This is a genomic window from Citrobacter sp. XY323 (assembly GCF_025106035.1).
Lineage (GTDB): Bacteria > Pseudomonadota > Gammaproteobacteria > Enterobacterales > Enterobacteriaceae > Citrobacter > Citrobacter braakii.
Window position 1 is genome coordinate 97,813 of the sequence record NZ_JANYUK010000013.1, and the last position, 23,930, is coordinate 121,742.

The following is a 23,930-nucleotide window of genomic DNA, read 5'->3' on the forward strand; positions in this document are numbered from 1 at the left end:
CGAAATAATATGCAAAAGTTTGATACCAGGACCTTCCAGGGCTTGATCCTGACCTTACAGGATTACTGGGCTCGCCAGGGCTGCACCATCGTTCAACCATTGGACATGGAAGTCGGCGCGGGGACATCTCACCCAATGACCTGCCTGCGGGCGCTGGGGCCGGAACCGATGGCGACTGCTTATGTGCAGCCTTCTCGTCGTCCGACCGACGGCCGCTATGGCGAAAACCCGAACCGCTTACAGCACTACTATCAGTTCCAGGTAGTGATTAAGCCGTCTCCGGACAACATTCAGGAGCTGTACCTGGGTTCTCTGAAAGAGCTGGGTATGGACCCGACCATTCACGATATCCGTTTCGTAGAAGATAACTGGGAAAACCCAACGCTGGGTGCCTGGGGTCTGGGTTGGGAAGTGTGGCTGAACGGCATGGAAGTCACGCAGTTCACCTACTTCCAGCAGGTTGGTGGTCTGGAATGTAAACCAGTGACCGGGGAAATTACCTACGGTCTGGAACGTCTGGCCATGTACATTCAGGGCGTAGACAGCGTTTACGACCTGGTCTGGAGCGACGGCCCGCTGGGTAAAACCACTTACGGCGACGTGTTCCATCAGAACGAAGTGGAGCAATCCACCTACAACTTCGAATACGCCGACGTGGACTTCCTGTTCACCTGCTTCGAGCAGTACGAGAAAGAAGCGCAGCAGTTGCTGGCGCTGGAAAATCCGCTGCCGCTGCCTGCGTATGAACGTATTCTGAAAGCCGCCCATAGCTTCAACCTGCTGGATGCGCGTAAAGCCATCTCCGTCACCGAGCGTCAGCGCTATATCCTGCGTATTCGCACCCTGACCAAAGCAGTGGCAGAAGCTTACTACGCTTCCCGTGAAGCCCTTGGCTTCCCGATGTGCAACAAAGACAAATAAGAGGCGGCCATGTCTGAGAAAACTTTTCTGGTGGAAATCGGCACTGAAGAGCTGCCACCAAAAGCACTGCGCAGCCTGGCTGAGTCCTTTGCTGCGAACTTTACCGCGGAGCTGGATAATGCTGGCATCGCGCACGGCAACGTGGAGTGGTTCGCCGCGCCGCGTCGTCTGGCGTTGAAAGTCGCTGCCCTGGCTGAAGCACAACCCGACCGTGAAGTAGAAAAACGCGGCCCGGCTATCGCCCAGGCGTTTGACGCCGAAGGTAAACCGAGCAAAGCGGCCGAAGGTTGGGCGCGTGGCTGTGGCATCACGGTTGATCAGGCTGAGCGTCTGACCACCGACAAAGGCGAGTGGCTGCTGTATCGCGCGCATGTGAAAGGCGAAAGCGCTGAAGCGTTGCTGCCGAACATGATCGCCACCTCACTGGCGAAGCTGCCGATCCCGAAACTGATGCGCTGGGGCGCGTCTGACGTTCACTTCGTGCGTCCGGTTCACACCGTGACGTTGCTGCTGGGCGACAAAGTTATTCCGGCAACTATTCTGGGTATTCAGTCCGATCGCGTGATCCGCGGGCATCGCTTTATGGGCGAGCCGGAGTTCACCATCGATAATGCCGATCAGTACCCAGAAATTCTGCGTGAGCGCGGCAAAGTGATTGCGGATTACGCTGAGCGTAAAGCCAAAATCAAAGCCGATGCCGAAGACGCGGCGCGTAAAATTGGCGGCAACGCCGATCTGAGTGAAAGCCTGCTGGAAGAAGTCACCTCGCTGGTGGAATGGCCGGTCGTGCTGACCGCGAAGTTCGAAGAAAAATTCCTCGCTGTTCCGTCCGAAGCGCTGGTACACACCATGAAAGGTGACCAGAAGTACTTCCCGGTATACGCGAACGACGGCAAACTGCTGCCGAATTTTATCTTCGTTGCCAACATCGAATCCAAAGACCCGCAGCAAATCATCTCCGGTAACGAGAAGGTGGTTCGTCCACGTCTGGCGGATGCCGAATTCTTCTTCAATACTGACCGTAAAAAACGTCTGGAAGACCATCTGCCGCGTCTGCAAACCGTGCTGTTCCAACAGCAACTGGGTACGCTGCGCGACAAGACTGACCGTATCCAGGCGCTGGCGGGCTGGATTGCTGGTCAGATTGGCGCTGACGTTAACCACGCAACGCGTGCTGGCCTGCTGTCCAAGTGCGACCTGATGACCAACATGGTCTTCGAGTTCACCGATACTCAGGGCGTGATGGGCATGCACTACGCGCGTCACGATGGTGAAGCGGAAGATGTCGCTGTGGCGCTGAACGAGCAGTATCAGCCGCGTTTTGCCGGTGATGACCTGCCGTCTAACCCGGTTGCCTGTGCCGTGGCGATTGCCGATAAGATGGACACCCTGGCGGGTATCTTCGGTATCGGTCAGCATCCAAAAGGCGACAAAGACCCGTTTGCGCTGCGTCGTGCCGCGCTGGGCGTACTGCGTATCATCGTTGAGAAGAACCTGAATCTGGATCTACAAACGTTGACCGAAGAAGCTGTTCGTCTGTATGGCGACAAGCTGACTAACGCCAACGTGGTGGATGATGTGATCGACTTTATGCTTGGTCGCTTCCGCGCCTGGTATCAGGATGAAGGTTTCACCGTCGATACCATTCAGGCAGTACTGGCGCGTCGTCCGACTCGTCCGGCTGATTTCGACGCACGTATGAAGGCGGTTTCGCACTTCCGTACGCTGGACGCCGCGTCCGCGCTGGCTGCAGCGAACAAGCGTGTATCGAACATCCTGGCGAAGTCTGAAGAGACGCTGAATGACCGCGTAAATTCGGCAACGCTGAAAGAGCCGGAAGAAATTGCGCTGGCGCTGCAGGTTGTGGTGCTGCGCGATAAGCTGGAGCCTGTCTTTGCAGCTGGTCGTTACCAGGAAGCGCTGGTTGAGTTGGCGGAACTGCGTGAACCGGTTGATGCGTTCTTCGAGAAAGTGATGGTCAACGTGGAAGATAAAGATCTGCGTATTAACCGTCTGTCTATGCTCGCAAAACTGCGCGAACTGTTCCTGCGCGTAGCGGATATTTCTCTGCTGCAGTAACGCTCCTGAGCTGACTTAGAAAAGCCGGATAAGCATTGTGCCATCCGGCTTTTTTGTATGTAGTTAGCGCAGTTGTAATTTTGTCAGACAGGTCTGGCTGTCTTCCATCGTCTTGATGGGATACTCCGCTGTTTTACCGTTGTAACTTACCGCGATTGTGCCTGCCATATTGCGCGGTAGCCATACCCCGACGAAGCCATTTCGACCGCTCTTCATCACTTTTTGTACCACCACCTCACCCTTGTTATCCGTCACTTTGACATTGAATGCCTTCTCCGGCATTTCGCCCTGGCAGCCAGAAAGGCTGTGGTTGAAGCAAGGATGTGTTTGCCATTCATAGGGGGCAAATGACAGATAGAACTTGTCACCGAGCGGTAGGGTATAAATCTGATCGCCCGAAGAGAGCTTCAGTTCGGTACTGGTGATAGATGCTGAGTACGGCAGCGGGCGGTTCTGTGGCGACTGGTCAATGGTCTCGACGATTTGCTCGACGGATTTACCGCTGAGCCCGTGTTCCGCCAGAAAAGCAGCTTCCGGAGTTGCTGCGAACGCGCTACCGGTTGTGAGCAAACCTAAAACCAGCAGCAGTGAGGATTTCGACATAACTTCAATTCCTTGTGAATATTGTGGAATACAGACTGGCTCACTATAAAGCTTGCCCTTAGGGAAAGGTCAAAGGGAGGACGGGTAAAGTAATGCAAAGAAGCGTTTGGGCGGGGAGTCTTGCGAAGTACAGATAAAAAAAATCCCCGCCGTTTGGCAGGGATTCAGAACTTTGAGCTTTTAAGCTTACAGGCTGGTTACGTTGCCAGCTGCCGGGCCTTTAGCGCCGCTTTCGATGGTGAAGGAAACTTTCTGACCTTCGTCCAGAGATTTGTAGCCATCGTTCTGGATAGCAGAGAAGTGTACGAACACGTCTTTAGAGCCATCGTCAGGAGTGATGAAGCCGAAACCTTTGTCAGCGTTGAACCATTTTACGATACCAGTCATTTTACCGGACATAGTGTATTACCTTTTAAAAAATAAGTGTGCCTTTCGGCGATATGGCGTGCTTTACAGATTTTTTAACAGTAAAGGAAATGCTCACTACGAAGGGTATCAACGATAACTCTTGAAGGGACTTGCCTTACTAACTGCTGTAATGGTCTGTACGTCAAACCGTTGAGGGCATTAACTCATTTTACGCATGTGGATGCAACTACTATTTTCTTTTTTGTGGACAACCCCCTTAAGGGAACGGCCCTTTTACAGGACCGTTCATAAGTAAAATTGAAAAATAGTTCAATCCATCAGTTGCTTACTTAATCTTGGGTCTGCCTGAATCAGGCGCATTAACTTCAATTCGGTATTGGAAGGCTTTACACGTTTAGACTCCCATTCATGAACCGTCGCGACCGTCACGCCCATAACTCGGGCAAAATCATCTGTTTTTAAACCTGTCCCTCGTCGTAGCTGTTCAAATTCGGTGAAAGGGTTGGTTTTTTGCGTCAGAGTAACCGTCTGCGATACATCTTTAAAAACAATCTGCTCCAGACTGCTCAGCAGTTCAAACATAGGATCTTTGTATTCCATTGAGAACTCCTACAAATCACACAGCGGGATCGTGAATTTCATCGAAGCTCATTAAGAGTAGTCGGAAAAAATGAAGCCGGATTTTAGGTTTGTGTGATGGATTCGTTTCAGCGGATCGGGGTCGACAATCTTTTGCAGGCTAACGAACTGATAAAGGTCGTGATCTGCGAACGATCGATCCCGATTGTAAAGATGACTAAAATATGACGTCGTGTGGTAAATGGCGCATTGTTTAGCAAAACGATGGGTGGCGGGAGCGGTTATTTTCCCCCACAAGATTACGCGGAAAGGGTATCTTGCGGGGCTGACCTGGACTATCCTTGTCAACGTCAGGCACGCGGGTGTCGTTGTGCGCATTTTTGGGTGAAAGGAGTATTAAAATGGCGACAGGTAAATCCTGCTCTCGCTGGTTTGCGCCTGTTTTGGCGCTCTTAATGGTAGTTGGCCTGAGTGGGTGTTTTGATAAAGAAGGCGATCAACGCAAAGCGTTTATCGATTTTCTGCAGAATACTGCAATGCGTAGCGGAGAGCGTTTACCAACGCTGACCGCCGATCAGAAAAAACAGTTTGGCCCGTTTGTGTCCGATTACGCGATTCTGTATGGCTATTCGCAGCAGGTTAATCAGGCAATGGACTCCGGTCTGCGCCCGGTGGTTGATAGCGTAAATGCGATTCGTGTTCCTCAGGATTATGTGACTCAGCGTGAACCGCTGCGTCAGGCAAATGGTGCGCTGGGCGTGTTAGGGCAACAGTTGCAGAATGCGAAACTGCAGGCAGATGCTGCGCATGGCGCGCTGAAGCAGGGCGAGGATCTGAAGCCAGTCTTTGACCAGGTCTACAATAAAGTCGTCACTGTACCTTCAGAGGCGCTACAGCCGCTGATCCCTGCCGCGCAAATCTTCACGCAGCAGTTAGTACAGGTCGGTGATTTTGTGGCACAGCAGGATACGCAGGTGAGCTTTGTCGCTAACGGTATTCAGTTTCCAACTTCACAGCAGGCAAGTCAGTACAACACGCTGATTGGCCCGTTGGCCTCTCAGCATCAGGCATTTAATCAGGCCTGGACTGCTGCGGTGAATGCCGCTCAGTAATGAAGGCGCTGTAATACATAAAAGGCCGGGTAAGCGTAAGCGCTACCCGGCCTTTTGTTTATGGCGCGACCTGCGGGTTCACGCAGTTCTTCTCAACGCGTCCTTGCAGCGCATCGATTAAGTTATCCACCGCACAGGCCGCCATGTTATAGCGCGTTTCATGCGTCGCTGAGCCTATGTGCGGTACGGCTACCACGTTTGGCAACGCTAATAACGGTGAGTCTGCCGGTAATGGCTCCTGCTCAAACACATCCAGGCCTGCGGCATGAATTTCCCCGCTTTGCAGGGCGGCAATCAGCGCTTTTTCATCGACCACCGGCCCACGCCCGGCGTTAATGAAAATGGCGGAGGACTTCATTTTGGCAAACTGTTCGGTACTAAACAGATGATGCGTTTCTTCGGTTAACGGCAGGATCAGGCAGACAAAATCGGACTCCTGCAACAGCGTATCGAGGTCGCAGTAACGCGCGTTGAAGCGTTCTTCCGCCTCCTGGTGATGACGGCGCGCGTTATAAAGAATCGGCATGCTAAAACCAAAATGCGCGCGTTGCGCCAGCGCCAGACCAATACGGCCCATGCCGACAATCCCCAGCGTTTTGTGGTGTACATCCGTACCAAACCAGTCCGGCCCGATACTTTTGGTCCACTCGCCAATTTTCACCCGTTCAGCAACTTCTACCACGCGGCGAGCGGTGCTTAACACCAGCGCCATTACCGTATCGGCGACAGTTTCCGTCAGCACGGTTGGCGTGTGCATCAACAGCACCTTACGCGCGTTGAGGGCATCGACGTCGAAGTTGTCATAGCCTACGGAAATCGTGGATGTCGCACGAAGCCTGGGCATCCTCTCCAGCAGGGCGGTATTGATGGCTTCACTGGAACCCAGCAGACCTTCCGCGTTGGCAAAAGCCTCGGCGTGCTGTGCGACCGTTTCCGGGCGCAGGTTAGGCACATGAGTCACAGTAAAATGCTCTTCCAGGCGATGCAGTAAATCGTCAGGTAACGCTTTATAGAGAATAATGGACGGCTTCATGCGAATCTCCGTAAGTTAAAATTTAAGCGTGGCGTGCGCCAATAGGTAATTGCTGATTATTAGCAGGCTTAACAATTAAAGTTAGCCATACTGAGACAAAAAGCGCTACCCCCATAAAAATGTACGAGGCGGATGGGCTGCCGGTTGCGCCATTGAGGTAGCCGACAAACCATGAACCAAAGAATGAGCCTAGCGCGCCCATGCTGTTAATCAGCGCCATTGCACCCCCGGCGACGTTGCGCGGCAGCATTTCCGGGATGATGGCGAAGAAGGGGCCATATGGGGCGTACATTGCCGCACCCGCAATAACTAACAGCGTGTAAGAAATCCAGAAGTGGTCTGCACCCACGGCCCAGGAGCCGATAAAAGCGAAAGCGGCTATCAATAACAGCGGCCAGACAAACAGTTTACGGTTTTGCAGCTTATCGGAGGCCCAGGAGACAAGGATCATCGCCGCCGTCGCCGCCAGATAAGGTACGGATGACAGCCAGCCAACCTCTACCATGCCCAGATTTGCGCCGCCGTTGCGGATAATCGACGGTAGCCACAGGACAAAACCATAGACGCCAATACTCCAGGCGAAATACTGCATGCACAGCAGGATGACGTTACGTGAGCGGAAGGCCTCGCTATAGTTACGCACGGCTTTGATGCCTTGCTGCTCTTTTTCCAGTTGCGCCTGAAGGGCGGCTTTTTCAGATTCTGACAGCCAGCCGACCTGAGACGGTTTGTCTTTTACCAATACCCACCAGCAGAACGCCCAGATGATGGCCGGGAAGCCCTCGATGATAAACATTTCCCGCCAGCCCAGCGCCTGGATCAGATAACCGGAAACCACAGACATCCACAGGACGGTAACCGGGTTACCGAGGATCAGGAAAGTGTTAGCGCGCGAGCGCTCGGATTTCGTAAACCAGTTGCTGATATAAATCAGCATTGCGGGCATCACCGCGGCTTCAACGATGCCAAGAATAAAGCGGATGGCAGCAAGCATTGGAATATTGCTGACCATACCGGTTAACGACGCGCATGCGCCCCAGAGGATCAGACAGACAAAAATCAGTTTTCGTACGCTGCGCCGTTCTGCGTAAATCGCGCCTGGGATCTGAAAGAAGAAATAGCCGAGGAAAAACAGAGCGCCCAGCAGGGAAGAGATCCCTTTGGTAATGCCGAGGTCCTCGTTGATACCGGCGGCGGAGGCGAAGCTGAAGTTCGCACGGTCAAGGTACGCCAGGCTATACGTGATAAACACGATTGGCATAATGTACCACCAGCGTTTTGCTGCATTAGTTGAGCTATTCATAGACTGCCCTCTGGTTATGCTGATACGCCGCCTCTGTATGTAGGGTACAGAGACAGAGTTGGCCGGGAGTTTATTCCCCTAATTGTTCACGTGTGGGTAATCCTTCGCTGTCGCCCTGAACCTGAATGGCCAGTGCGCCGATTTTATTGCCGCGGGTCACCGCCTGATGCAGCGAACGGCCTTCCAGCAGGGCACTGATAACGCCCACGGCAAAGCCATCGCCTGCGCCGACCGTATCGACCACGTTGTCGACTTTTACCGGTGCAACGCAACCTTGTTCACCGCTGGCTGTTTTGTACCAGGCACCATCAGCCCCGGTTTTGATGATCACGGCCTTCACTCCGTGACGCAGATAAAAGTCGGCGATGGCTTCAGGAGTCTGTTGGCCAGTTAAAATCATCCCCTCTTTTAATCCAGGTAAAACCCAGTCAGCCTGGAATGCCAGCCGGTTCAGTTTTTCCACCATCTCGGCTTCGCTTTTCCACAGCACCGGACGCAAATTTGGGTCGAACGAGATGGTCTTCCCCTGGGCTTTCAGCGTGCGGGCGGTGTGCGCCAGTAGTTCATAGGAGCTGGCAGAAAGCGCTGCCGCCACGCCGCTCAGGTGCAAGTGGCGCGCGCTGGCGAAATAGTCCTCATGATAATCCTCAACGCTGAGGTGGCTGGCGGCGGAACCTTTGCGGAAATACTCCACAATGGGATCGGTTCCATTTTCGACCTTAGATTTAAGCTGAAAGCCGGTAGCGTAACGCCCGTCCTGGGTAACTCCCTGCGCATCAATCCCTTCTTTTTCCAGCGACTTAACGATAAAACGACCAAAACTGTCATTGCCTACGCGGCTCACCCAGCCGACCTTCAGGCCCAGACGAGCAAGACCGGTCGCCACGTTGAGTTCAGCGCCTGCAACGCGCTTGATAAACTGTTCTACATCCGTCAGTTCGCCGGTTTGCGTGGCGACAAACATCGCCATCGCTTCACCAATAGTGACCGCATCCAGTGAATTTTTCATGTGTTACTCCTCGCGTAACAGCTCGACGTAGTGGCGGGTAACCGCCGTCAAATCCTGCCCTTCCAGGGGGAACTCAATACCGCGCGGAACATCGTTGGGCAGCGTTTTTAACAGCGCCAGCCAGCGTGAATCTGCTTCATCAGGCGGTACGGCACGGTAGCTATCGCGATGCGTAACTGCGGCTTTGACATGGATATATCCGACGGTTGGCGCCAGGTTCTGCGCGGCCTGTTCCGGGGAGTCGCCAACCCACAGCCAGTTGCCCATATCGAAAGTCAGAGATATCGGCAGGTTTTGCGTCTGACAGGCTTCATTAAAGCGTTGCATCGGCTGCAGGCGTCCGCAGGCGGTCTGATCGTTTTCCACAACCAGCTCCATGCCGCTGTTGTCCAGCCATTCACGTAAATCGTCGAACTGTTCGGTATGGGAAAAATGACCGAGAGAGACTTTTAACCACAGCGCCTGTAGGGCCTGCGCTTCTTCGAGGAGCTGCGGAAGTCGGGGATTCAGGTTCCCATCCTCAAGGAATAACGGTTCAGGCGCTGAATAACAGGCCAGCAGGCCGAAGAGTTCGATTGCAGAGGCCATTGTGGACAGCGTTTTCAGCTCGGCGTCGGTTAATAACTCGCGGCGGATTTCGACGCCGTCAGCACCGGCTTCGGCAATGATGGGCAACATTGCCGTTTGCCCGCCTGCTGCCCGCACCTGGTCGTAGCCGTAGGCGGCGGTAACCACCATAATTTTTCTTTTCATGGAAACTCCAGACTAGCATTCTTGTTATAACGCTAGATGGAACCGGTTCCAAAGAAAAGCTCATGATGTCGAATTTATGATCACCATCACGAAGGAAATTTAACGGGCGGTTGAGCCGCGCACGATCAGCTCGCCGGAGAATACCTGTTCCTGAATGGCAGCAGAGCCGCCATCAATTCGGCGTACAACCTGCTCAACGGCGGTGTAGCCAATCTGCCATGTGGGTTGTTTCAACGTGGTGATACCGACGCCCGCCAGCTCCGCCCATTCCAGTTCGTCAAAACCGAGCAGGCCGATATCGCTGCCCCAGTTAAGGCCAATGCGCTTCAGGGCGCGGGCAACCTGCAGCGTGAGAGCGCCGTTGGCAGAGATAACGGCTTTGCGCATCCCCCGATGCTGCTGGTGAAACTGGCGCAGCGTGTCATCCAGTTGCGTATTGTCCGTTAGCGGGACTTCGGCATTTTGCGCGATAACGCCGGGGTACTGTGCGAGCGTGGCGCGAAAAGCGCTCAGGCGTTCGCGGCGGGTATTCACCATGCCCAGCGGTTCGCTGAGGAACAGGATGGCTTCAAAACCTTGCTCGACCAGATGTTCAGTGGCAACCGTTGCCGCCTGGGTGTTATCCAGCCCGACCATATCACAGGCAAAATCGGGAATTTTACGGTCAATCAGAACCATCGGCAGCGCAGACTGTTGCAGGCGGTTCAGCCCCTCTTCGCGCATTCCAACGGCGTTGACCACAATCCCTTCGACCTGGTAGCTGCGCAGCAGGTCGAGATAATGCAGCTCCTGATCCACTTCGTTGTTGGTGTTACACACCAGCGGGGTAAAGCCCTTATCGCGACAGGCGGCTTCAATACCGCTTAACACGTTGACGGAGTAGGGATTAGTAATATCGGCGATGATCAGACCAATCAGACGGGTACGACCGTGTTTCAGGCCTCTTGCCATCAAGCTGGGACGGTAGTCGAGATCGGCAATGGCTTGTTCAATGCGGGCCAGTAGCGCGTCGGAAAGCAGGTGCTTTTCACCGTTGAGGTAGCGTGAAATGCTGGTCTTGCCGGTTTTTGCGGCTTTCGCCACATCGCTGATGGTTGCCCGTGTTGATTTGCTCATCGCTGATTTCCCTAAATTTGGTGACAACACCTTAACGCGAAAATCAACGATGGCAAGTGCTTCATGCCGGATAAGACGCTGCCATTATCCGGCACAAAACGTTACTGGAGCGGGCTTAAGGTGATCTCTACGCGGCGGTTTTGCGCTTTACCTTCCGCCGTGCTGTTGCTGGCGATTGGATTTGCCGGGCCCATACCCTGAGTGCGGATACGGTTAGCGGCGACGCCTTGAGTGATTAAGGCGCTGGCCACGGAGTCCGCGCGCTGCTGCGACAGGCGCATATTCAGATCCTGACTGCCGGTGCTGTCGGTGAAGCCGAGCACGTTGACGGCGGTTTTATTGTACTCTTTCAGTACCATTGCCACGCCGGTCAGGGTGTTGGCACCCGCAGGTTTCAAGATGCTGCTGTTGCTGTCGAAGGTGACGTTATTTGGCATATTCAGGATGATATTATCGCCACTGCGCGTCACGCTGACGCCCGTTCCCTGCATTTTGTCGCGCAGTTTTGCTTCCTGCACGTCCATGTAATAGCCGACACCGCCGCCAACGGCCGCGCCAGCCGCCGCACCAATCAGCGCGCCTTTGCCGCGATCTTTCTTCGAAGAAGAGAGTGCGCCAATACCCGCGCCGACCAGAGAGCCAATACCCGCGCCAATGCCGGATTTACCCGCTTCGCGTTCGCCGGTGTAAGGGTTTGTTGTGCAGCCAGAAACCGCCAGGGCGCCGCTCACGATGGCAGCAATAACAAAAACACGTTTCTTCATCTTAATTCCTTAATGACTTTTTCTTCTTTGCCACAGCGACCGTGGCGGTTGATTATGACGTGTGAACATGAAGAAAATTCCAGGGAAGACTCTGAAATTTGTAAGTAACATTGAACGGCATAATAAATAAGCCGTCACATCGCATTCAGGAGCGCCATCTTGGCTAATTCACCCGCACATTACTCGGTGTTAACCGCCGCCCACTGGGGACCTATTCTCGTCGAAACCGATGGCGAGACGGTTTTCTCCTCTCGCGGCGCGCTGCCCACCGCCCATCCCAACTCTTTGCAAACCGTGGTGCGCGACCAGGTACACAGTAAAACGCGGGTACGTTTTCCCATGGTGCGTAAAGGCTTTCTCGCCTCGCCGGAGAATCCGCAGGGGGTGCGCGGGCAAGATGAATTTGTTCGTGTCAGTTGGGACGACGCGCTGAATCTTATCCATACGCAGCATAAACGCATCCGTGACAGCTACGGGCCGGCCTCGATTTTTGCCGGTTCCTACGGCTGGCGTTCCAACGGCGTGTTACACAAAGCCGCAACCCTGTTACAGCGTTATATGGCGCTGGCGGGTGGTTATACCGGGCATCTGGGGGATTACTCGACGGGCGCTGCGCAGGCCATCATGCCGTACGTGGTGGGCGGTAACGAAGTTTACCAGCAGCAGACCAGTTGGCCGGTGGTGCTGGAGAACAGTGAAGTGGTGGTGTTATGGAGCGCCAATCCGCTGAATACCCTGAAAATTGCCTGGAACGCCTCCGACGAGCAGGGCCTCGCTTACTTTGAGGCACTGCGTGGCAGCGGGAAGCGGTTGATCTGTATCGATCCGATGCGATCGGAAAGCGTCGATTTCTTTGGCGAGAAGATGGAATGGATCGCTCCGCATATGGGGACCGACGTGGCGCTGATGCTGGGTATCGCGCATACGCTGGTGGAAAACGGCTGGCACGACGCGGACTTTCTCGCCCGGTGTACGACCGGATATGACCGTTTTGCCGACTATCTGCTGGGCAAATCTGACGATGTTGCAAAAACGGCAGAATGGGCCGCTGAAATTTGTGGTGTTCCGGCGGCGAAAATACGTGAACTTGCGGCGATATTTCACCAAAATACCACCATGCTGATGGCGGGATGGGGTATGCAACGCCAGCAGTATGGCGAGCAGAAACACTGGATGATTGTCACGCTGGCCGCCATGCTCGGGCAAATCGGGACGCCTGGCGGCGGCTTTGGGCTGTCGTACCATTTTGCCAACGGCGGCAACCCAACGCGCCGCGCTGCGGTGCTGGCTTCAATGCAGGGCAGCGTTAAAAACGGCACCGACGCGGTGGATAACATCCCGGTGGCGCGAATTGTTGAAGCGCTGGAGAATCCGGGTGGTTTTTATCAGCACAACGGTATGGACCGCCATTTCCCGGACATCCGTATGCTGTGGTGGGCGGGCGGCGCTAACTTCACCCATCATCAGGACACCAACCGTCTGATTCGCGCCTGGCAAAAACCGGAGCTGGTGGTTATCTCGGAGTGTTTCTGGACAGCCGCAGCGAAGCATGCCGATATCGTGCTGCCGGCGACGACGTCTTTTGAGCGTAATGATTTGACCATGACTGGCGATTACAGCAACCAGCATCTGGTGCCGATGAAGCAGGTTGTATCGCCGCAGGATGAAGCGCGAAATGATTTTGATGTCTTTGCCGAGCTGAGTGAACGCTGGGAGAAGGGCGGGTATGAGCGATTTACCGAAGGCAAAAGCGAGCTGGAATGGCTGGAGACTTTTTACAACATTGCCGGGCAGCGTGGGGCTAGCCAGCAGGTGACGTTGCCGCCATTCACCGAGTTTTGGCAGCGGAATGCGCTGATCGAAATGCCGGAAAACGCCGCCAGCGCGGAGTTTATCCGTTTCGCGGATTTTCGCCGCAACCCACAGGCGCATCCGCTGAAAACGGACAGCGGTAAAATTGAAATCTACTCCGCGAGGATTGCCGGTTACGGTTACGCGGACTGTGCGGGGCATCCGATGTGGCTGGAGCCGGATGAGTGGTTCGGTAACGCCGAGCCGGGCCAGTTACAGCTGCTTTCCGCCCATCCGGCGCACCGTTTGCACAGTCAGCTAAATTACAGCGCGTTGCGCGAACAGTATGCGGTAGCGGATCGTGAGCCCGTCACGATTCATCCGCAGGATGCCAAAGCGCGCGGTATTGCGGATGGCGACACGGTCAGGGTGTGGAACCAGCGTGGGCACGTTCTGGCGGGAGCGGTCGTGACGACGGGAATTAAACCCGGTGTCATCTGTATTCATGAGGGCGCCTGGCCTGATTTGGATCTCGCTGCCAACGGTATTTGTAAAAATGGCGCCGTCAACGTGCTGACCAAAGATCTCCCCAGCTCGAAGCTGGGGAATGGCTGTGCGGGCAACACTGCGCTGGCGTGGCTCGAAAAATACAGCGGACCAACGTTGACGCTTACGGCGTTTGATCCGCCTGCCAGCCCATAATCCACGTAGGATGGTGAGTCTCTTCCTGCCATGCGCCATCTTCAATGCGAAAACCCAGCGCATGGTAGAAGTTCACCGCTGATTGATTCTTCTGGTAGACCTCGAGGCTGAGTAACGAAAAGCGCTGCTGTACATGCTGCACCAGCGCTTTGCCGATCCCGCTTCTGATGGCGGCAGGCGCGACGAACAGCGCGCCGAGAAAGCGGTCGTCAATGACGCTGGCAAAGCCTTTGAGCACCCCTTCTTCTTCCCATACCCAGGTTTGTGCGGCTGGCAGATAAACATCCCGCACGATGGATTCACTTTCGCGCCAGTAGCGTTCTTCGATAAACGGATGGGCATGGATCGTGCTTTCCATCCACAGCGCCAGAATCGACGGTAGATCGTCAGCCTTTGATTCACGAATCATGTTGTTCTCCCGGGTAACAGATACAGGTGGTGACATGGTCGTTGACCAGGCCGCATGCCTGCATAAAGGAGTAACAAATGGTGGTGCCGACAAACTTAAATCCGCGTTTTTTTAACGCTTTAGACAGAGCATCTGACGCCGGTGTAGAGGTGGGGATATCGCTCAGGTTGGCGGCGCGGGTCACTTGCGGTTGGTTATCAACAAATGACCAGACGAACTCGCTAAACGATTCTCCGTTTTGCGCCATGGTCAGAAAGGCGCGAGCGTTGCCGATAATGGCCTGAATTTTTCCTCTATGGCGAATAATGCCGGCATCCAGTACCAGTCTTTCCACATCCTCTTCGGTCATGGCCGCCACTTTTTCCGGGTCAAAATGGTGGAAGGCGTGGCGATAATTTTCCCGTTTCTTTAGCACGGTGATCCACGATAAACCGGCCTGTTGGCCTTCCAGACAGATCATTTCGAACAGCTTGTTGCCATCTGTTTCGGGGACGCCCCATTCCTTGTCGTGGTAGGCAATGTAAAGTGGGTCCTGGCTGACCCATCCGCAACGCTGCATATTCTTCCTCGCTGTTTTTACTGGCGTAAAAATTTCATTCGGCCCGCCTTGACGCGCCAGCTAAAAAGACAATATTTAATACAGGGCCTGATGGGCCCGATATCCTTCACACAATGACAATAATATCGCCGAATTCGGCTCTTTTCTGGAGTCGCGTTGATGATTATAAGAAACAGTAGTGGTCGCCAAAGGTTAACTCTGGCGAGCGTCGTAGTTTGTGCGCTGTTCATCAATACAGCATATGGCTGGCAACAAGAATATATCGTTGATGCGATGTCAGGGCATACGGCTGAACGTTATACATGGGACAGCGATCACCAACCACGTTATAACGACATTCTGGAAGAACGTATTCGCTCCACTCAAAACGTGGCGGGTCCCGTGGTGAATCTGGCGGATGAAACGCCTATGGATGCGACCAGCGGCATGAGTATGGGCTGGAACTTTCCGCTTTCAAGGCAGGTGATGACCGGTCCGGTGGCCGCGCTGCATTATGACGGTTCGACCACGTCTACTTACAACGAATTTGGCGATAGCGTGACGTCGGTAACGCAGAACGATCCGCTGTGGCATGCCAGCGTCAGCACGTTAGGCTGGCGAGTCAATTCTCAGTTCGGTGATGTCCGACCGTGGGCGCAAATCAGCTATAACCAGCAGTTTGGCGAGAATATCTGGAAAGCGCAGTCGGGCCTCAGTCGCATGACGGCGGCGGGTCAAGACGGTAACTGGCTGGATGTTACCGTTGGCGCAGATATGCTGTTGAACCGGCACATGGCGGCTTACGCGGCGCTTTCGCAGGCGGAAAATAGCACCAATAACAGCGACTATATGTACACCATGGGAGTGAGTGCCAAATTTTAACGCAAAAAATCATCAGCTAAACATCTCTGTTACATATTGAGATCAACAATCACACGCCCCTCAGCGATAGCGTGTACTAACTCTGAAGATAAAATTCAGTAACCCGACTTTTTGTCTCGTCATTCATTCCGCATTCCAGGCATTTCATTCCGTCCTGGCGGCATTTCATGCCGTTTTCTCCTGGCCATAAAAGCGCTTCGGTATGGTTGTTGGCAGAGAATTTCCCATTTTGCTTATGCAGGAAGACTGCCATGAAAACTTCTGATTATCAGCGTACTCGCTGGCTAACACTGATCGGCACGATTATTACCCAATTTGCTTTAGGTTCTGTTTATACCTGGAGCCTGTTTAATGGCGCGCTCTCTTCTAAGCTCGATGCGCCGGTCAGTCAGGTGGCATTTTCCTTTGGCCTGCTGAGCCTCGGGCTGGCGATTTCCTCTTCCGTTGCCGGCAAGCTGCAGGAACGTTTTGGCGTGAAACGCGTCACCATGGCCTCCGGTATTTTACTCGGCGTCGGTTTCTTCTTAACCGCCCATTCCAACAGCCTGATTATGCTGTGGCTGAGCGCTGGTGTGCTGGTTGGTCTGGCGGATGGCGCAGGTTACCTGTTAACGCTTTCCAACTGCGTAAAATGGTTCCCTGAGCGTAAAGGGCTGATTTCCGCCTTTGCCATCGGTTCTTATGGCCTTGGCAGCCTCGGTTTTAAATTTATCGACAGCCAACTGCTGAGCACCGTGGGCCTGGAAAAAACCTTCATGATTTGGGGCGCGATCGTACTGGTGATGATCGTCTTTGGCTCCACGCTGATGAAAGATGCGCCGAATCAGGAAGTGAAAGCGAAGAATGGCGTGGTTGAGAACGACTACACCCTGGCGCAGTCCATGCGCAAACCGCAGTACTGGATGCTGGCAGTCATGTTCCTGACGGCGTGTATGAGCGGTCTGTACGTCATTGGCGTGGCGAAAGATATCGCACAAAGCCTGGCGCATATGGATGTGGCGACGGCGGCGAATGCGGTTACCGTCATTTCTATCGCGAACCTGTCGGGTCGTCTGGTGCTGGGGATTCTGTCCGATAAAATCTCCCGTATTCGCGTGATCACCATTGGTCAGGTCGTTTCGCTGGTCGGTATGGCTGCACTGTTGTTCGCGCCGCTGAATGACGTAACCTTCTTTATGGCAATTGCCTGTGTCGCATTTAACTTTGGCGGCACCATCACCGTATTCCCGTCACTGGTCAGCGAGTTCTTCGGTCTGAATAACCTGGCTAAAAACTACGGTGTTATTTACCTGGGCTTCGGTATCGGTAGCATTTGCGGTTCCATTATCGCCTCGCTGTTTGGCGGGTTCTATGTGACCTTCTGCGTTATCTTTGCGCTGTTAATCATTTCGCTGGCGCTTTCTACCACTATTCGTCAGCCACAACGTAGCGTCTATACCGAGGCGCACGCCTAAATCTATTAGTAGTATGATTAATACCTGGCGCATATATTTACAAAAATTTATGCGCCATTTTCATTCTCTATAAGCACTTTTGCTCCCTCCTGTGGTCTACTTACCCGCGCCCGTAGACATTTCACCTCTGCTGTTGTCGCATTTTTCCTCTGTCAGGTCTGATTGATCGCTGCTCAGGGTTTTTTATCCCGATTTCCAGGGTTTGTTTGCATGAGATACATTAAGTCGATGACGCAGCAGAAACTCAGTTTCTTGCTGGCAATCTATATCGGTTTGTTTATGAACTGTGCTGTATTTTTCCGTCGCTTTAGCGGATATGCGCACGATTTTACCGTCTGGAAAGGACTCTCCGCGGTTGTTGAATTGGCCGGCACTGTGCTGGTGACCTTCTTTTTACTACGCCTTCTCTCTTTGTTTGGCCGCCGCGCCTGGCGTGTCCTGGCAACCTGTTTGGTGCTGTGTTCTGCCGGCGCCAGTTATTATATGACCTTCCTGAACGTGGTAATTGGTTACGGTATTATCGCCTCCGTAATGACCACGGATATTGATTTATCGAAAGAAGTCGTCGGCTGGCATTTCATCGTGTGGCTGGTTTCGGTCAGTATTATTCCCTTGGTGCTGATTTGGAGTAACCGCTGCCGCTACACGTTGATGAGACAAATTCGTACGCCGGGCATGAGGTGGCGTAGCGTAGCGGTAGTTTTACTGGCCGGCCTGATGGTATGGGCGCCGATTCGCCTGCTGAGCATGCAACAGAGAAGCGTAGAGCGAGAAACAGGTATCGATTTACCCAGCTATGGCGGGGTTGTGGCAAACTCTTACTTGCCGTCAAACTGGCTCTCTGCGCTGGGTCTGTACGCCTGGGCACAGGTGGATGAATCCTCAGACAACAAATCGCTGATGAACCCGGCGAAGAAATTTACCTATGTTGAGCCTAAGAACCTCGACGACACCTATGTGGTCTTTATTATCGGCGAAACCACCCGCTGGGACCATATGGGGATTTTTGGCTATGAGCGAAATACCACGCCAAGGCTCGCCCAGGAGAAAAACCTGGCCGCGTTCCGTGGATATTCCTGTGACACGGCGACCAAACTTTCGCTGCGCTGTATGTTTGTGCGTGAAGGTGGGGCGGAAGAAAACCCGCAGCGTACCCTGAAAGAACAAAACGTCTTTTCCGTGCTCGGTCAGTTAGGGTTCAAGACAGACCTCTACGCGATGCAAAGCGAGATGTGGTTCTACAGCAATACCATGGCGGAGAACATCGCTTACCGAGAGCAGATTGGCGCAGAGCCGCGTAACCGTGGCAAGAACGTTGACGATATGCTGTTGATTACCGAAATGCAGCAGTCTCTGCAACCGACGGATGATGATGGCAAACGTCTGATTATTCTGCATACCAAAGGTTCGCATTTTAACTACACGCAGCGCTACACCCGCGAATATGCGCAGTGGAAGCCGGAGTGTGTCAATGTGGATAGCGGTTGCTCGAAAGCCGAGATGATTAACTCTTTTGATAACTCGGTAACCTATGTTGATCACTTTATTACCAAAGTGTTTGATCAACTGCGGGATAAGAAAGCGATAGTGTTCTACGCCGCCGATCACGGTGAGTCGATTAACGAGCGTGAGCACCTGCACGGTACGCCGCGTAAAATGGCTCCGCCAGAGCAGTTCCGCGTTCCAATGCTGGTGTGGATGTCAGACAAATATCTGGAAGACCCAGACCATGCGAAGGCGTTTGCACACCTGAAGCAAGAAGCGGATATGAAGGTGCCGCGTCGTCATGTGGAACTGTACGACACTATTTTGGGTTGCCTCGGTTATACCTCGCCAAATGGCGGTATTAACGAGAATAACAACTGGTGCCGTATCCCGGACGCGAAGAAGGTTACGGCTCAGTAATTGGGCTGCTGACTTTCTCGCCGATCAAATGGCATTTTGATACTAAGGGATTGACGGGGGCGCGGCTGAGCAGTAAGATGCGCCCCGCATTCGGTGATTGGCGCAGCCTGGTAGCGCACTTCGTTCGGGACGAAGGGGTCGGAGGTTCGAATCCTCTATCACCGACCAAATTCAAAACCCTGCTCAACGAGCAGGGTTTTTTGCATTTGAAACCCACGAGGATGAGAACCTCCGGGGGAAGAGGTTCGACTCGAGCGCAGCGAGAGAACGTTGCGTTAGCAACGGCCCGTAGGGCGAGCCACGTCAGTGGCGAGTAATCCTCTATCACCGACCAAAATTGACCTTCCTTTTATCTGCAAAAATTGTGCACCACTTCCCACTGACTGTTAACGATTCTGTGACATATTCCATTGCCTTTTTTTATATTTGCTTGAAACTTTTTTTGCGCTACTTATGGCTGAACCTGGCATTTTCCGCTGTGCGCTTTAGCGTTCATGGCATTAATCGCTCAGATATGCAGCATTAATTTAGAAAGTTTTAATAATTTGCATAAATGTTAATCACCAAATGTTGCGAAATATTAAGATGTTTATTCTGGCATAGTGCGCGTAGCACAAATTTCCCTGCTGAAAATGTCCTTCTGCACTTTTTTTAATCTTTGTTTGCGAATTCTCACCGTTGGTGTAAATCACGGTTACCTGTATTGACGTTTTCACATTCTGTTGACAGATTGTAGGGCATGAGGGGCATTTCATGGAGAATCCGCACTGCAACTCAGTCGCTTATGTGAACGGAATCCCTATCCTCTTAACGCCGACCCGGCCGGGTAAAAAACAAAAAAGGCCAGGCGGTGCAAACCCACTGCAAAGGGTAAAACAACAAACATCACATTTGGAGCAGAAGAATGAGTATTTCCTTGAAGAAGTCAGGGATGCTGAAGCTTGGTCTGAGCCTGGTGGCTATGACCTGCGCCGCAAGCGTACAGGCTAAAACTCTGGTTTATTGTTCAGAAGGATCTCCTGAAGGCTTTAACCCACAGCTTTTCACCTCTGGCACGACCTATGATGCCAGCTCCGTACCGATCTATAACCGCCTGGTCGAGTTCAAAACCGGTACAACTGAAGTGATCCCGGGCCTTGCTGAGAAGTGGGAAATCAGCGAAGACGGTAAAACCTATACCTTCCACCTGCGCCAGGGCGTGAAGTGGCAGGACAACAAAGATTTCAAACCGACGCGCGATTTAAACGCCGATGACGTGGTGTTCTCTTTCGATCGTCAGAAAAATGCCCAAAACCCGTACCACAAAGTCTCTGGCGGTAGCTATGAATACTTCGAAGGGATGGGTCTGCCAGATCTGATCTCCGAAGTGAAAAAAGTGGACGATAAAACAGTTCAGTTCGTGCTGACTCGCCCGGAAGCGCCTTTCCTGGCTGACCTGGCGATGGACTTCGCTTCTATTCTTTCCAAAGAATATGCAGACAACATGCTGAAAGCCGGTTCCCCGGAGAAAGTGGATCTGAACCCAATTGGGACCGGTCCGTTCCAGCTGCAGCAGTACCAGAAAGACTCCCGTATTCTGTATAAAGCATTCGAAGGTTACTGGGGCACCAAGCCACAGATTGACCGTCTGGTCTTCTCCATTACGCCTGACGCTTCCGTGCGTTACGCCAAACTGCAGAAGAACGAGTGCCAGGTGATGCCGTACCCGAACCCGGCAGATATCGCGCGCATGAAGCAGGATAAAAACATTAACCTGATGGAGCAGGCCGGTCTGAACGTTGGCTACCTCTCTTTCAACACCGAGAAGAAACCGTTTGATGACGTGAAAGTCCGTCAGGCGCTGACCTACGCGGTGAACAAAGAAGCCATCATTAAAGCGGTATATCAGGGCGCTGGCGTTGCCGCGAAAAACCTGATCCCACCGACCATGTGGGGCTATAACGACGACGTTAAAGACTACACCTACGATCCTGAAAAGGCTAAAGCGCTGCTGAAGGAAGCGGGTCAGGATAAAGGCTTTACCGTTGAGCTGTGGGCCATGCCGGTACAGCGTCCTTACAACCCGAACGCCCGCCGTATGGCGGAAATGGTTCAGGCTGACTGGGCGAAAATTGGCGTTCAGGCCAAGATTGTGACCTACGAGTGGGGCGAATATCTGAAACGCGCCAAAGCGGGTGAGCATCAGGCGGTGATGATGGGTTGGACCGGTGACAATGGGGATCCGGACAACTTCTTCGCCACCCTGTTCAGCTGTGCGGCAGCGAAAGACGGTTCCAACTACTCTCGCTGGTGCTACAAGCCGTTTGAAGATCTGATCCAGCCGGCGCGTGCGACCGACGATCACAACAAACGTATTGAACTGTACAAGCAAGCTCAGGTTGTTATGCACGATCAGGCCCCGGCTCTGATTGTTGCTCACTCCACCGTGTATGAACCAGTGCGTAAAGAAGTGAAAGGCTATGTGGTTGATCCATTAGGCAAACATCACTTCGAAAACGTCTCTGTCGAATAATTAAAAGCAAGCCAGGCAGCGCTACGGACCGTTAAGTCGGGTCACCGTAGCGCCACCTGACAGTAATGCTTTATCTCCCTCTCGCTGGAGGGGGAGATAAGATTTGTGAGCAATACAGATTCACGGTTCCAGGCCGTGCGTCATTAGAGAGAATCCGGGTTATGTTGCAGTTCATTCTCCGACGTTTGGGACTCGTCATCCCCACGTTTATCGGTATCACTCTTCTCACCTTTGCTTTCGTTCATATGATCCCCGGCGATCCGGTAATGATCATGGCGGGTGAGCGTGGAATTTCCCCTGAGCGTCATGCTCAACTGTTGGCTGAACTCGGTCTGGATAAACCGATGTGGCAGCAGTACCTCCATTATATCTGGGGGGTTATGCATGGTGATTTAGGTATCTCGCTGAAAAGCCGATTACCGGTGTGGGAAGAGTTCGTTCCTCGCTTTAAAGCAACGCTGGAACTTGGCGTCTGCGCGATGATTTTCGCCGTTGCGGTGGGTATTCCGGTGGGTGTACTTGCTGCCGTTAAGCGCGGCTCCATTTTCGATCACACTGCCGTTGGCCTGGCGCTGACGGGTTACTCCATGCCGATTTTCTGGTGGGGCATGATGCTGATCATGCTGGTTTCCGTGCAGTGGAACCTGACGCCAGTTTCCGGTCGGGTGAGCGACATGGTGTTCCTTGATGATTCCAATCCCCTGACCGGTTTTATGCTGATTGACACCGCCATTTGGGGTGAAGAGGGCAACTTTATCGATGCGCTGGCGCATATGATCCTGCCGGCAATGGTGCTTGGCACCATTCCTCTGGCGGTAATTGTGCGTATGACTCGTTCATCAATGCTGGAAGTACTGGGTGAAGATTACATTCGTACCGCACGCGCCAAAGGCCTGACCCGTATGCGCGTCATCATCATTCACGCTCTGCGTAACGCGATGCTGCCCGTTGTGACCGTTATCGGCCTGCAGGTCGGTACGTTATTGGCTGGGGCAATCCTGACCGAGACTATTTTCTCGTGGCCGGGACTGGGACGCTGGTTGATCGATGCGCTACAACGCCGTGATTATCCAGTGGTACAGGGCGGGGTACTGCTGGTCGCGACGATGATTATCCTCGTCAACCTGCTGGTAGACCTGCTGTACGGCGTGGTGAACCCGCGTATTCGGCATAGGAAGTAAGGGGCCATCATGTCACAGGTTACTGAAAATAAAGTTATTGCTGCACCGGTGCCCATGACCCCGCTGCAGGAGTTCTGGCACTATTTTAAACGCAACAAAGGTGCGGTTGTTGGGTTGGTGTACGTTGTAGTGATGATCCTGATTGCGGTCTTTGCCAACGTCCTCGCGCCGTACAACCCGGCAGAGCAGTTCCGCGATACGCTGCTGGCTCCTCCTGCGTGGCAGGAAGGCGGTACCATGGCGCATCTGTTTGGTACTGATGATGTGGGCCGCGATGTGCTGTCCCGCCTGATGTACGGTGCGCGTTTGTCTCTGTTGGTCGGCTGTCTGGTGGTGGTGCTCTCCCTGCTGATGGGCGTGATTCTCGGGCTGATTGCCGGTTACTTTGGCGGGATTGTCGATAACGTCATCATGCGTGTGGTCGATATCATGCTGGCACTGCCGAGCCTGTTACTGGCGCTGGTGCTGGTGGCGGTATTTGGGCCCTCGATTGGCAACGCCGCGCTGGCGCTGACGTTCGTGGCATTGCCGCACTATGTGCGTTTGACGCGCGCCGCCGTCCTGGTGGAGGTTAACCGCGACTACGTTACCGCATCCCGCGTGGCCGGAGCCGGTGCGATGCGCCAGATGTTCGTCAATATTCTTCCTAACTGTCTTGCGCCGCTGATTGTTCAGGCGTCGCTTGGCTTCTCTAACGCCATTCTCGATATGGCTGCCCTCGGCTTCCTGGGGATGGGCGCACAGCCGCCTACGCCGGAATGGGGCACCATGCTCTCTGACGTGTTGCAATTTGCCCAAAGCGCCTGGTGGGTCGTGACCTTCCCGGGGCTGGCAATCCTGCTGACGGTGCTGGCATTTAACCTGATGGGTGACGGTCTGCGTGACGCGCTCGATCCCAAACTGAAGCAGTAAGAG

22 protein-coding genes, 1 tRNA gene and 1 other RNA gene are annotated in these 23,930 nt (G+C 53.5%); 13 read left to right on the forward strand and 11 right to left on the reverse strand.

Annotated features, from left to right (window positions below; all coding sequences use genetic code 11):
- The first annotated feature begins 9 nt into the window (after window positions 1-9).
- Both glyQ and glyS read left to right on the forward strand, forming a co-directional pair.
- Entirely contained in the window at window positions 10-921 is a 912-nt protein-coding gene (gene glyQ, locus N0B36_RS17900) for a glycine--tRNA ligase subunit alpha (protein ID WP_001168551.1), read from the forward strand.
- 9 nt (window positions 922-930) lie between these two features.
- Window positions 931-3,000: a glycine--tRNA ligase subunit beta gene (gene glyS, locus N0B36_RS17905; RefSeq protein ID WP_259688714.1), complete on the forward strand. Its 2,070-nt coding sequence runs from the start codon at window positions 931-933 to the stop codon at window positions 2,998-3,000.
- 63 nt (window positions 3,001-3,063) lie between these two features.
- Here glyS and cueP read toward each other — a convergent pair whose 3' ends face one another.
- The 3 genes from cueP to N0B36_RS17920 form a co-directional block, all read right to left on the reverse strand.
- Window positions 3,064-3,603, reverse strand: coding sequence for a copper-binding periplasmic metallochaperone CueP (gene cueP, locus N0B36_RS17910; protein ID WP_046275781.1), 540 nt, complete (start codon window positions 3,601-3,603; stop codon window positions 3,064-3,066).
- Window positions 3,604-3,789: 186 nt separating this feature from the next.
- Window positions 3,790-4,002 carry an RNA chaperone/antiterminator CspA gene (gene cspA, locus N0B36_RS17915; protein WP_000014594.1) on the reverse strand — a complete coding sequence of 71 codons (213 nt, stop codon included), beginning with the start codon at window positions 4,000-4,002 and terminating at the stop codon, window positions 3,790-3,792.
- A gap of 279 nt (window positions 4,003-4,281) precedes the next feature.
- Window positions 4,282-4,572: an HTH-type transcriptional regulator gene (locus N0B36_RS17920; RefSeq protein WP_016157726.1), complete on the reverse strand. Its 291-nt coding sequence runs from the start codon at window positions 4,570-4,572 to the stop codon at window positions 4,282-4,284.
- Between the two features lie 380 nt (window positions 4,573-4,952).
- Between N0B36_RS17920 and N0B36_RS17925 the strand changes: the two genes are divergently transcribed.
- On the forward strand, window positions 4,953-5,663 hold the full coding sequence (locus N0B36_RS17925) for a DUF3053 domain-containing protein (RefSeq protein ID WP_016154915.1): 711 nt from the start codon (window positions 4,953-4,955) through the stop codon (window positions 5,661-5,663).
- 58 nt (window positions 5,664-5,721) lie between these two features.
- Here the strand turns inward: N0B36_RS17925 and ghrB are convergent, their stop codons facing one another.
- From ghrB to N0B36_RS17955, 6 genes are all read right to left on the reverse strand, one after another.
- On the reverse strand, window positions 5,722-6,696 hold the full coding sequence (gene ghrB / locus N0B36_RS17930) for a glyoxylate/hydroxypyruvate reductase GhrB (protein ID WP_259688773.1): 975 nt from the start codon (window positions 6,694-6,696) through the stop codon (window positions 5,722-5,724).
- Window positions 6,697-6,718: 22 nt separating this feature from the next.
- Window positions 6,719-7,999: an MFS transporter gene (locus N0B36_RS17935; protein ID WP_200051999.1), complete on the reverse strand. Its 1,281-nt coding sequence runs from the start codon at window positions 7,997-7,999 to the stop codon at window positions 6,719-6,721.
- 70 nt (window positions 8,000-8,069) lie between these two features.
- Window positions 8,070-9,008, reverse strand: coding sequence for a sugar kinase (locus N0B36_RS17940; RefSeq protein WP_046275780.1), 939 nt, complete (start codon window positions 9,006-9,008; stop codon window positions 8,070-8,072).
- A gap of 3 nt (window positions 9,009-9,011) precedes the next feature.
- Complete coding sequence (locus N0B36_RS17945; protein WP_016154912.1) at window positions 9,012-9,761, reverse strand: sugar phosphate isomerase/epimerase; 750 nt, start codon at window positions 9,759-9,761, stop codon at window positions 9,012-9,014.
- Between the two features lie 99 nt (window positions 9,762-9,860).
- Window positions 9,861-10,877 (reverse strand): LacI family DNA-binding transcriptional regulator, encoded by a 1,017-nt coding sequence (locus N0B36_RS17950; RefSeq protein ID WP_005133828.1) that lies wholly within the window; start codon window positions 10,875-10,877, stop codon window positions 9,861-9,863.
- A 101-nt stretch (window positions 10,878-10,978) separates the two neighbouring features.
- The gene (locus N0B36_RS17955; protein ID WP_259688774.1) at window positions 10,979-11,641 is read right to left on the reverse strand and encodes an OmpA family lipoprotein; all 663 of its coding nucleotides are present in this window, start codon (window positions 11,639-11,641) and stop codon (window positions 10,979-10,981) included.
- Window positions 11,642-11,800: 159 nt separating this feature from the next.
- On the opposite strand from N0B36_RS17955, the gene N0B36_RS17960 reads away from it, so the two are divergent.
- Complete coding sequence (locus tag N0B36_RS17960; protein WP_259688775.1) at window positions 11,801-14,134, forward strand: molybdopterin guanine dinucleotide-containing S/N-oxide reductase; 2,334 nt, start codon at window positions 11,801-11,803, stop codon at window positions 14,132-14,134.
- Here N0B36_RS17960 and N0B36_RS17965 read toward each other — a convergent pair.
- Together N0B36_RS17965 and tag are read right to left on the reverse strand one after the other, a co-directional pair.
- Window positions 14,103-14,543, reverse strand: coding sequence for an N-acetyltransferase (locus N0B36_RS17965; RefSeq protein ID WP_016157718.1), 441 nt, complete (start codon window positions 14,541-14,543; stop codon window positions 14,103-14,105). The genes N0B36_RS17960 and N0B36_RS17965 overlap by 32 nt on opposite strands.
- On the reverse strand, window positions 14,533-15,102 hold the full coding sequence (gene tag, locus N0B36_RS17970; protein ID WP_046275777.1) for a DNA-3-methyladenine glycosylase I: 570 nt from the start codon (window positions 15,100-15,102) through the stop codon (window positions 14,533-14,535). Before tag ends, N0B36_RS17965 begins: the two co-directional genes overlap by 11 nt.
- Window positions 15,103-15,261: 159 nt before the next feature.
- On the opposite strand from tag, the gene N0B36_RS17975 reads away from it, so the two are divergent.
- From N0B36_RS17975 to dppC, 9 genes are all read left to right on the forward strand, one after another.
- Window positions 15,262-15,963 carry an autotransporter outer membrane beta-barrel domain-containing protein gene (locus N0B36_RS17975; protein WP_016154907.1) on the forward strand — a complete coding sequence of 234 codons (702 nt, stop codon included), beginning with the start codon at window positions 15,262-15,264 and terminating at the stop codon, window positions 15,961-15,963.
- Between the two features lie 251 nt (window positions 15,964-16,214).
- Complete coding sequence (locus N0B36_RS17980; RefSeq protein WP_016154906.1) at window positions 16,215-17,417, forward strand: MFS transporter; 1,203 nt, start codon at window positions 16,215-16,217, stop codon at window positions 17,415-17,417.
- Between the two features lie 210 nt (window positions 17,418-17,627).
- On the forward strand, window positions 17,628-19,322 hold the full coding sequence (gene eptB, locus N0B36_RS17985) for a kdo(2)-lipid A phosphoethanolamine 7''-transferase (RefSeq protein ID WP_016157716.1): 1,695 nt from the start codon (window positions 17,628-17,630) through the stop codon (window positions 19,320-19,322).
- Between the two features lie 91 nt (window positions 19,323-19,413).
- Window positions 19,414-19,490: transfer RNA gene (locus N0B36_RS17990), tRNA-Pro, on the forward strand.
- Window positions 19,491-19,523: 33 nt separating this feature from the next.
- Window positions 19,524-19,656: non-coding RNA, RtT sRNA (locus N0B36_RS17995), on the forward strand.
- A 419-nt stretch (window positions 19,657-20,075) separates the two neighbouring features.
- A complete protein-coding gene (locus tag N0B36_RS18000) occupies window positions 20,076-20,312 on the forward strand; it encodes a hypothetical protein (protein ID WP_137398959.1) in 237 nt (78 codons plus the stop codon).
- A complete protein-coding gene (dppA, locus tag N0B36_RS18005; RefSeq protein WP_016154904.1) occupies window positions 20,227-21,834 on the forward strand; it encodes a dipeptide ABC transporter periplasmic-binding protein DppA in 1,608 nt (535 codons plus the stop codon). Before N0B36_RS18000 ends, dppA begins: the two co-directional genes overlap by 86 nt.
- A gap of 161 nt (window positions 21,835-21,995) precedes the next feature.
- Window positions 21,996-23,015 (forward strand): dipeptide ABC transporter permease DppB, encoded by a 1,020-nt coding sequence (gene dppB, locus N0B36_RS18010; protein ID WP_016154903.1) that lies wholly within the window; start codon window positions 21,996-21,998, stop codon window positions 23,013-23,015.
- Between the two features lie 9 nt (window positions 23,016-23,024).
- A complete protein-coding gene (gene dppC, locus N0B36_RS18015; RefSeq protein ID WP_016154902.1) occupies window positions 23,025-23,927 on the forward strand; it encodes a dipeptide ABC transporter permease DppC in 903 nt (300 codons plus the stop codon).
- Window positions 23,928-23,930 lie beyond the last annotated feature (3 nt).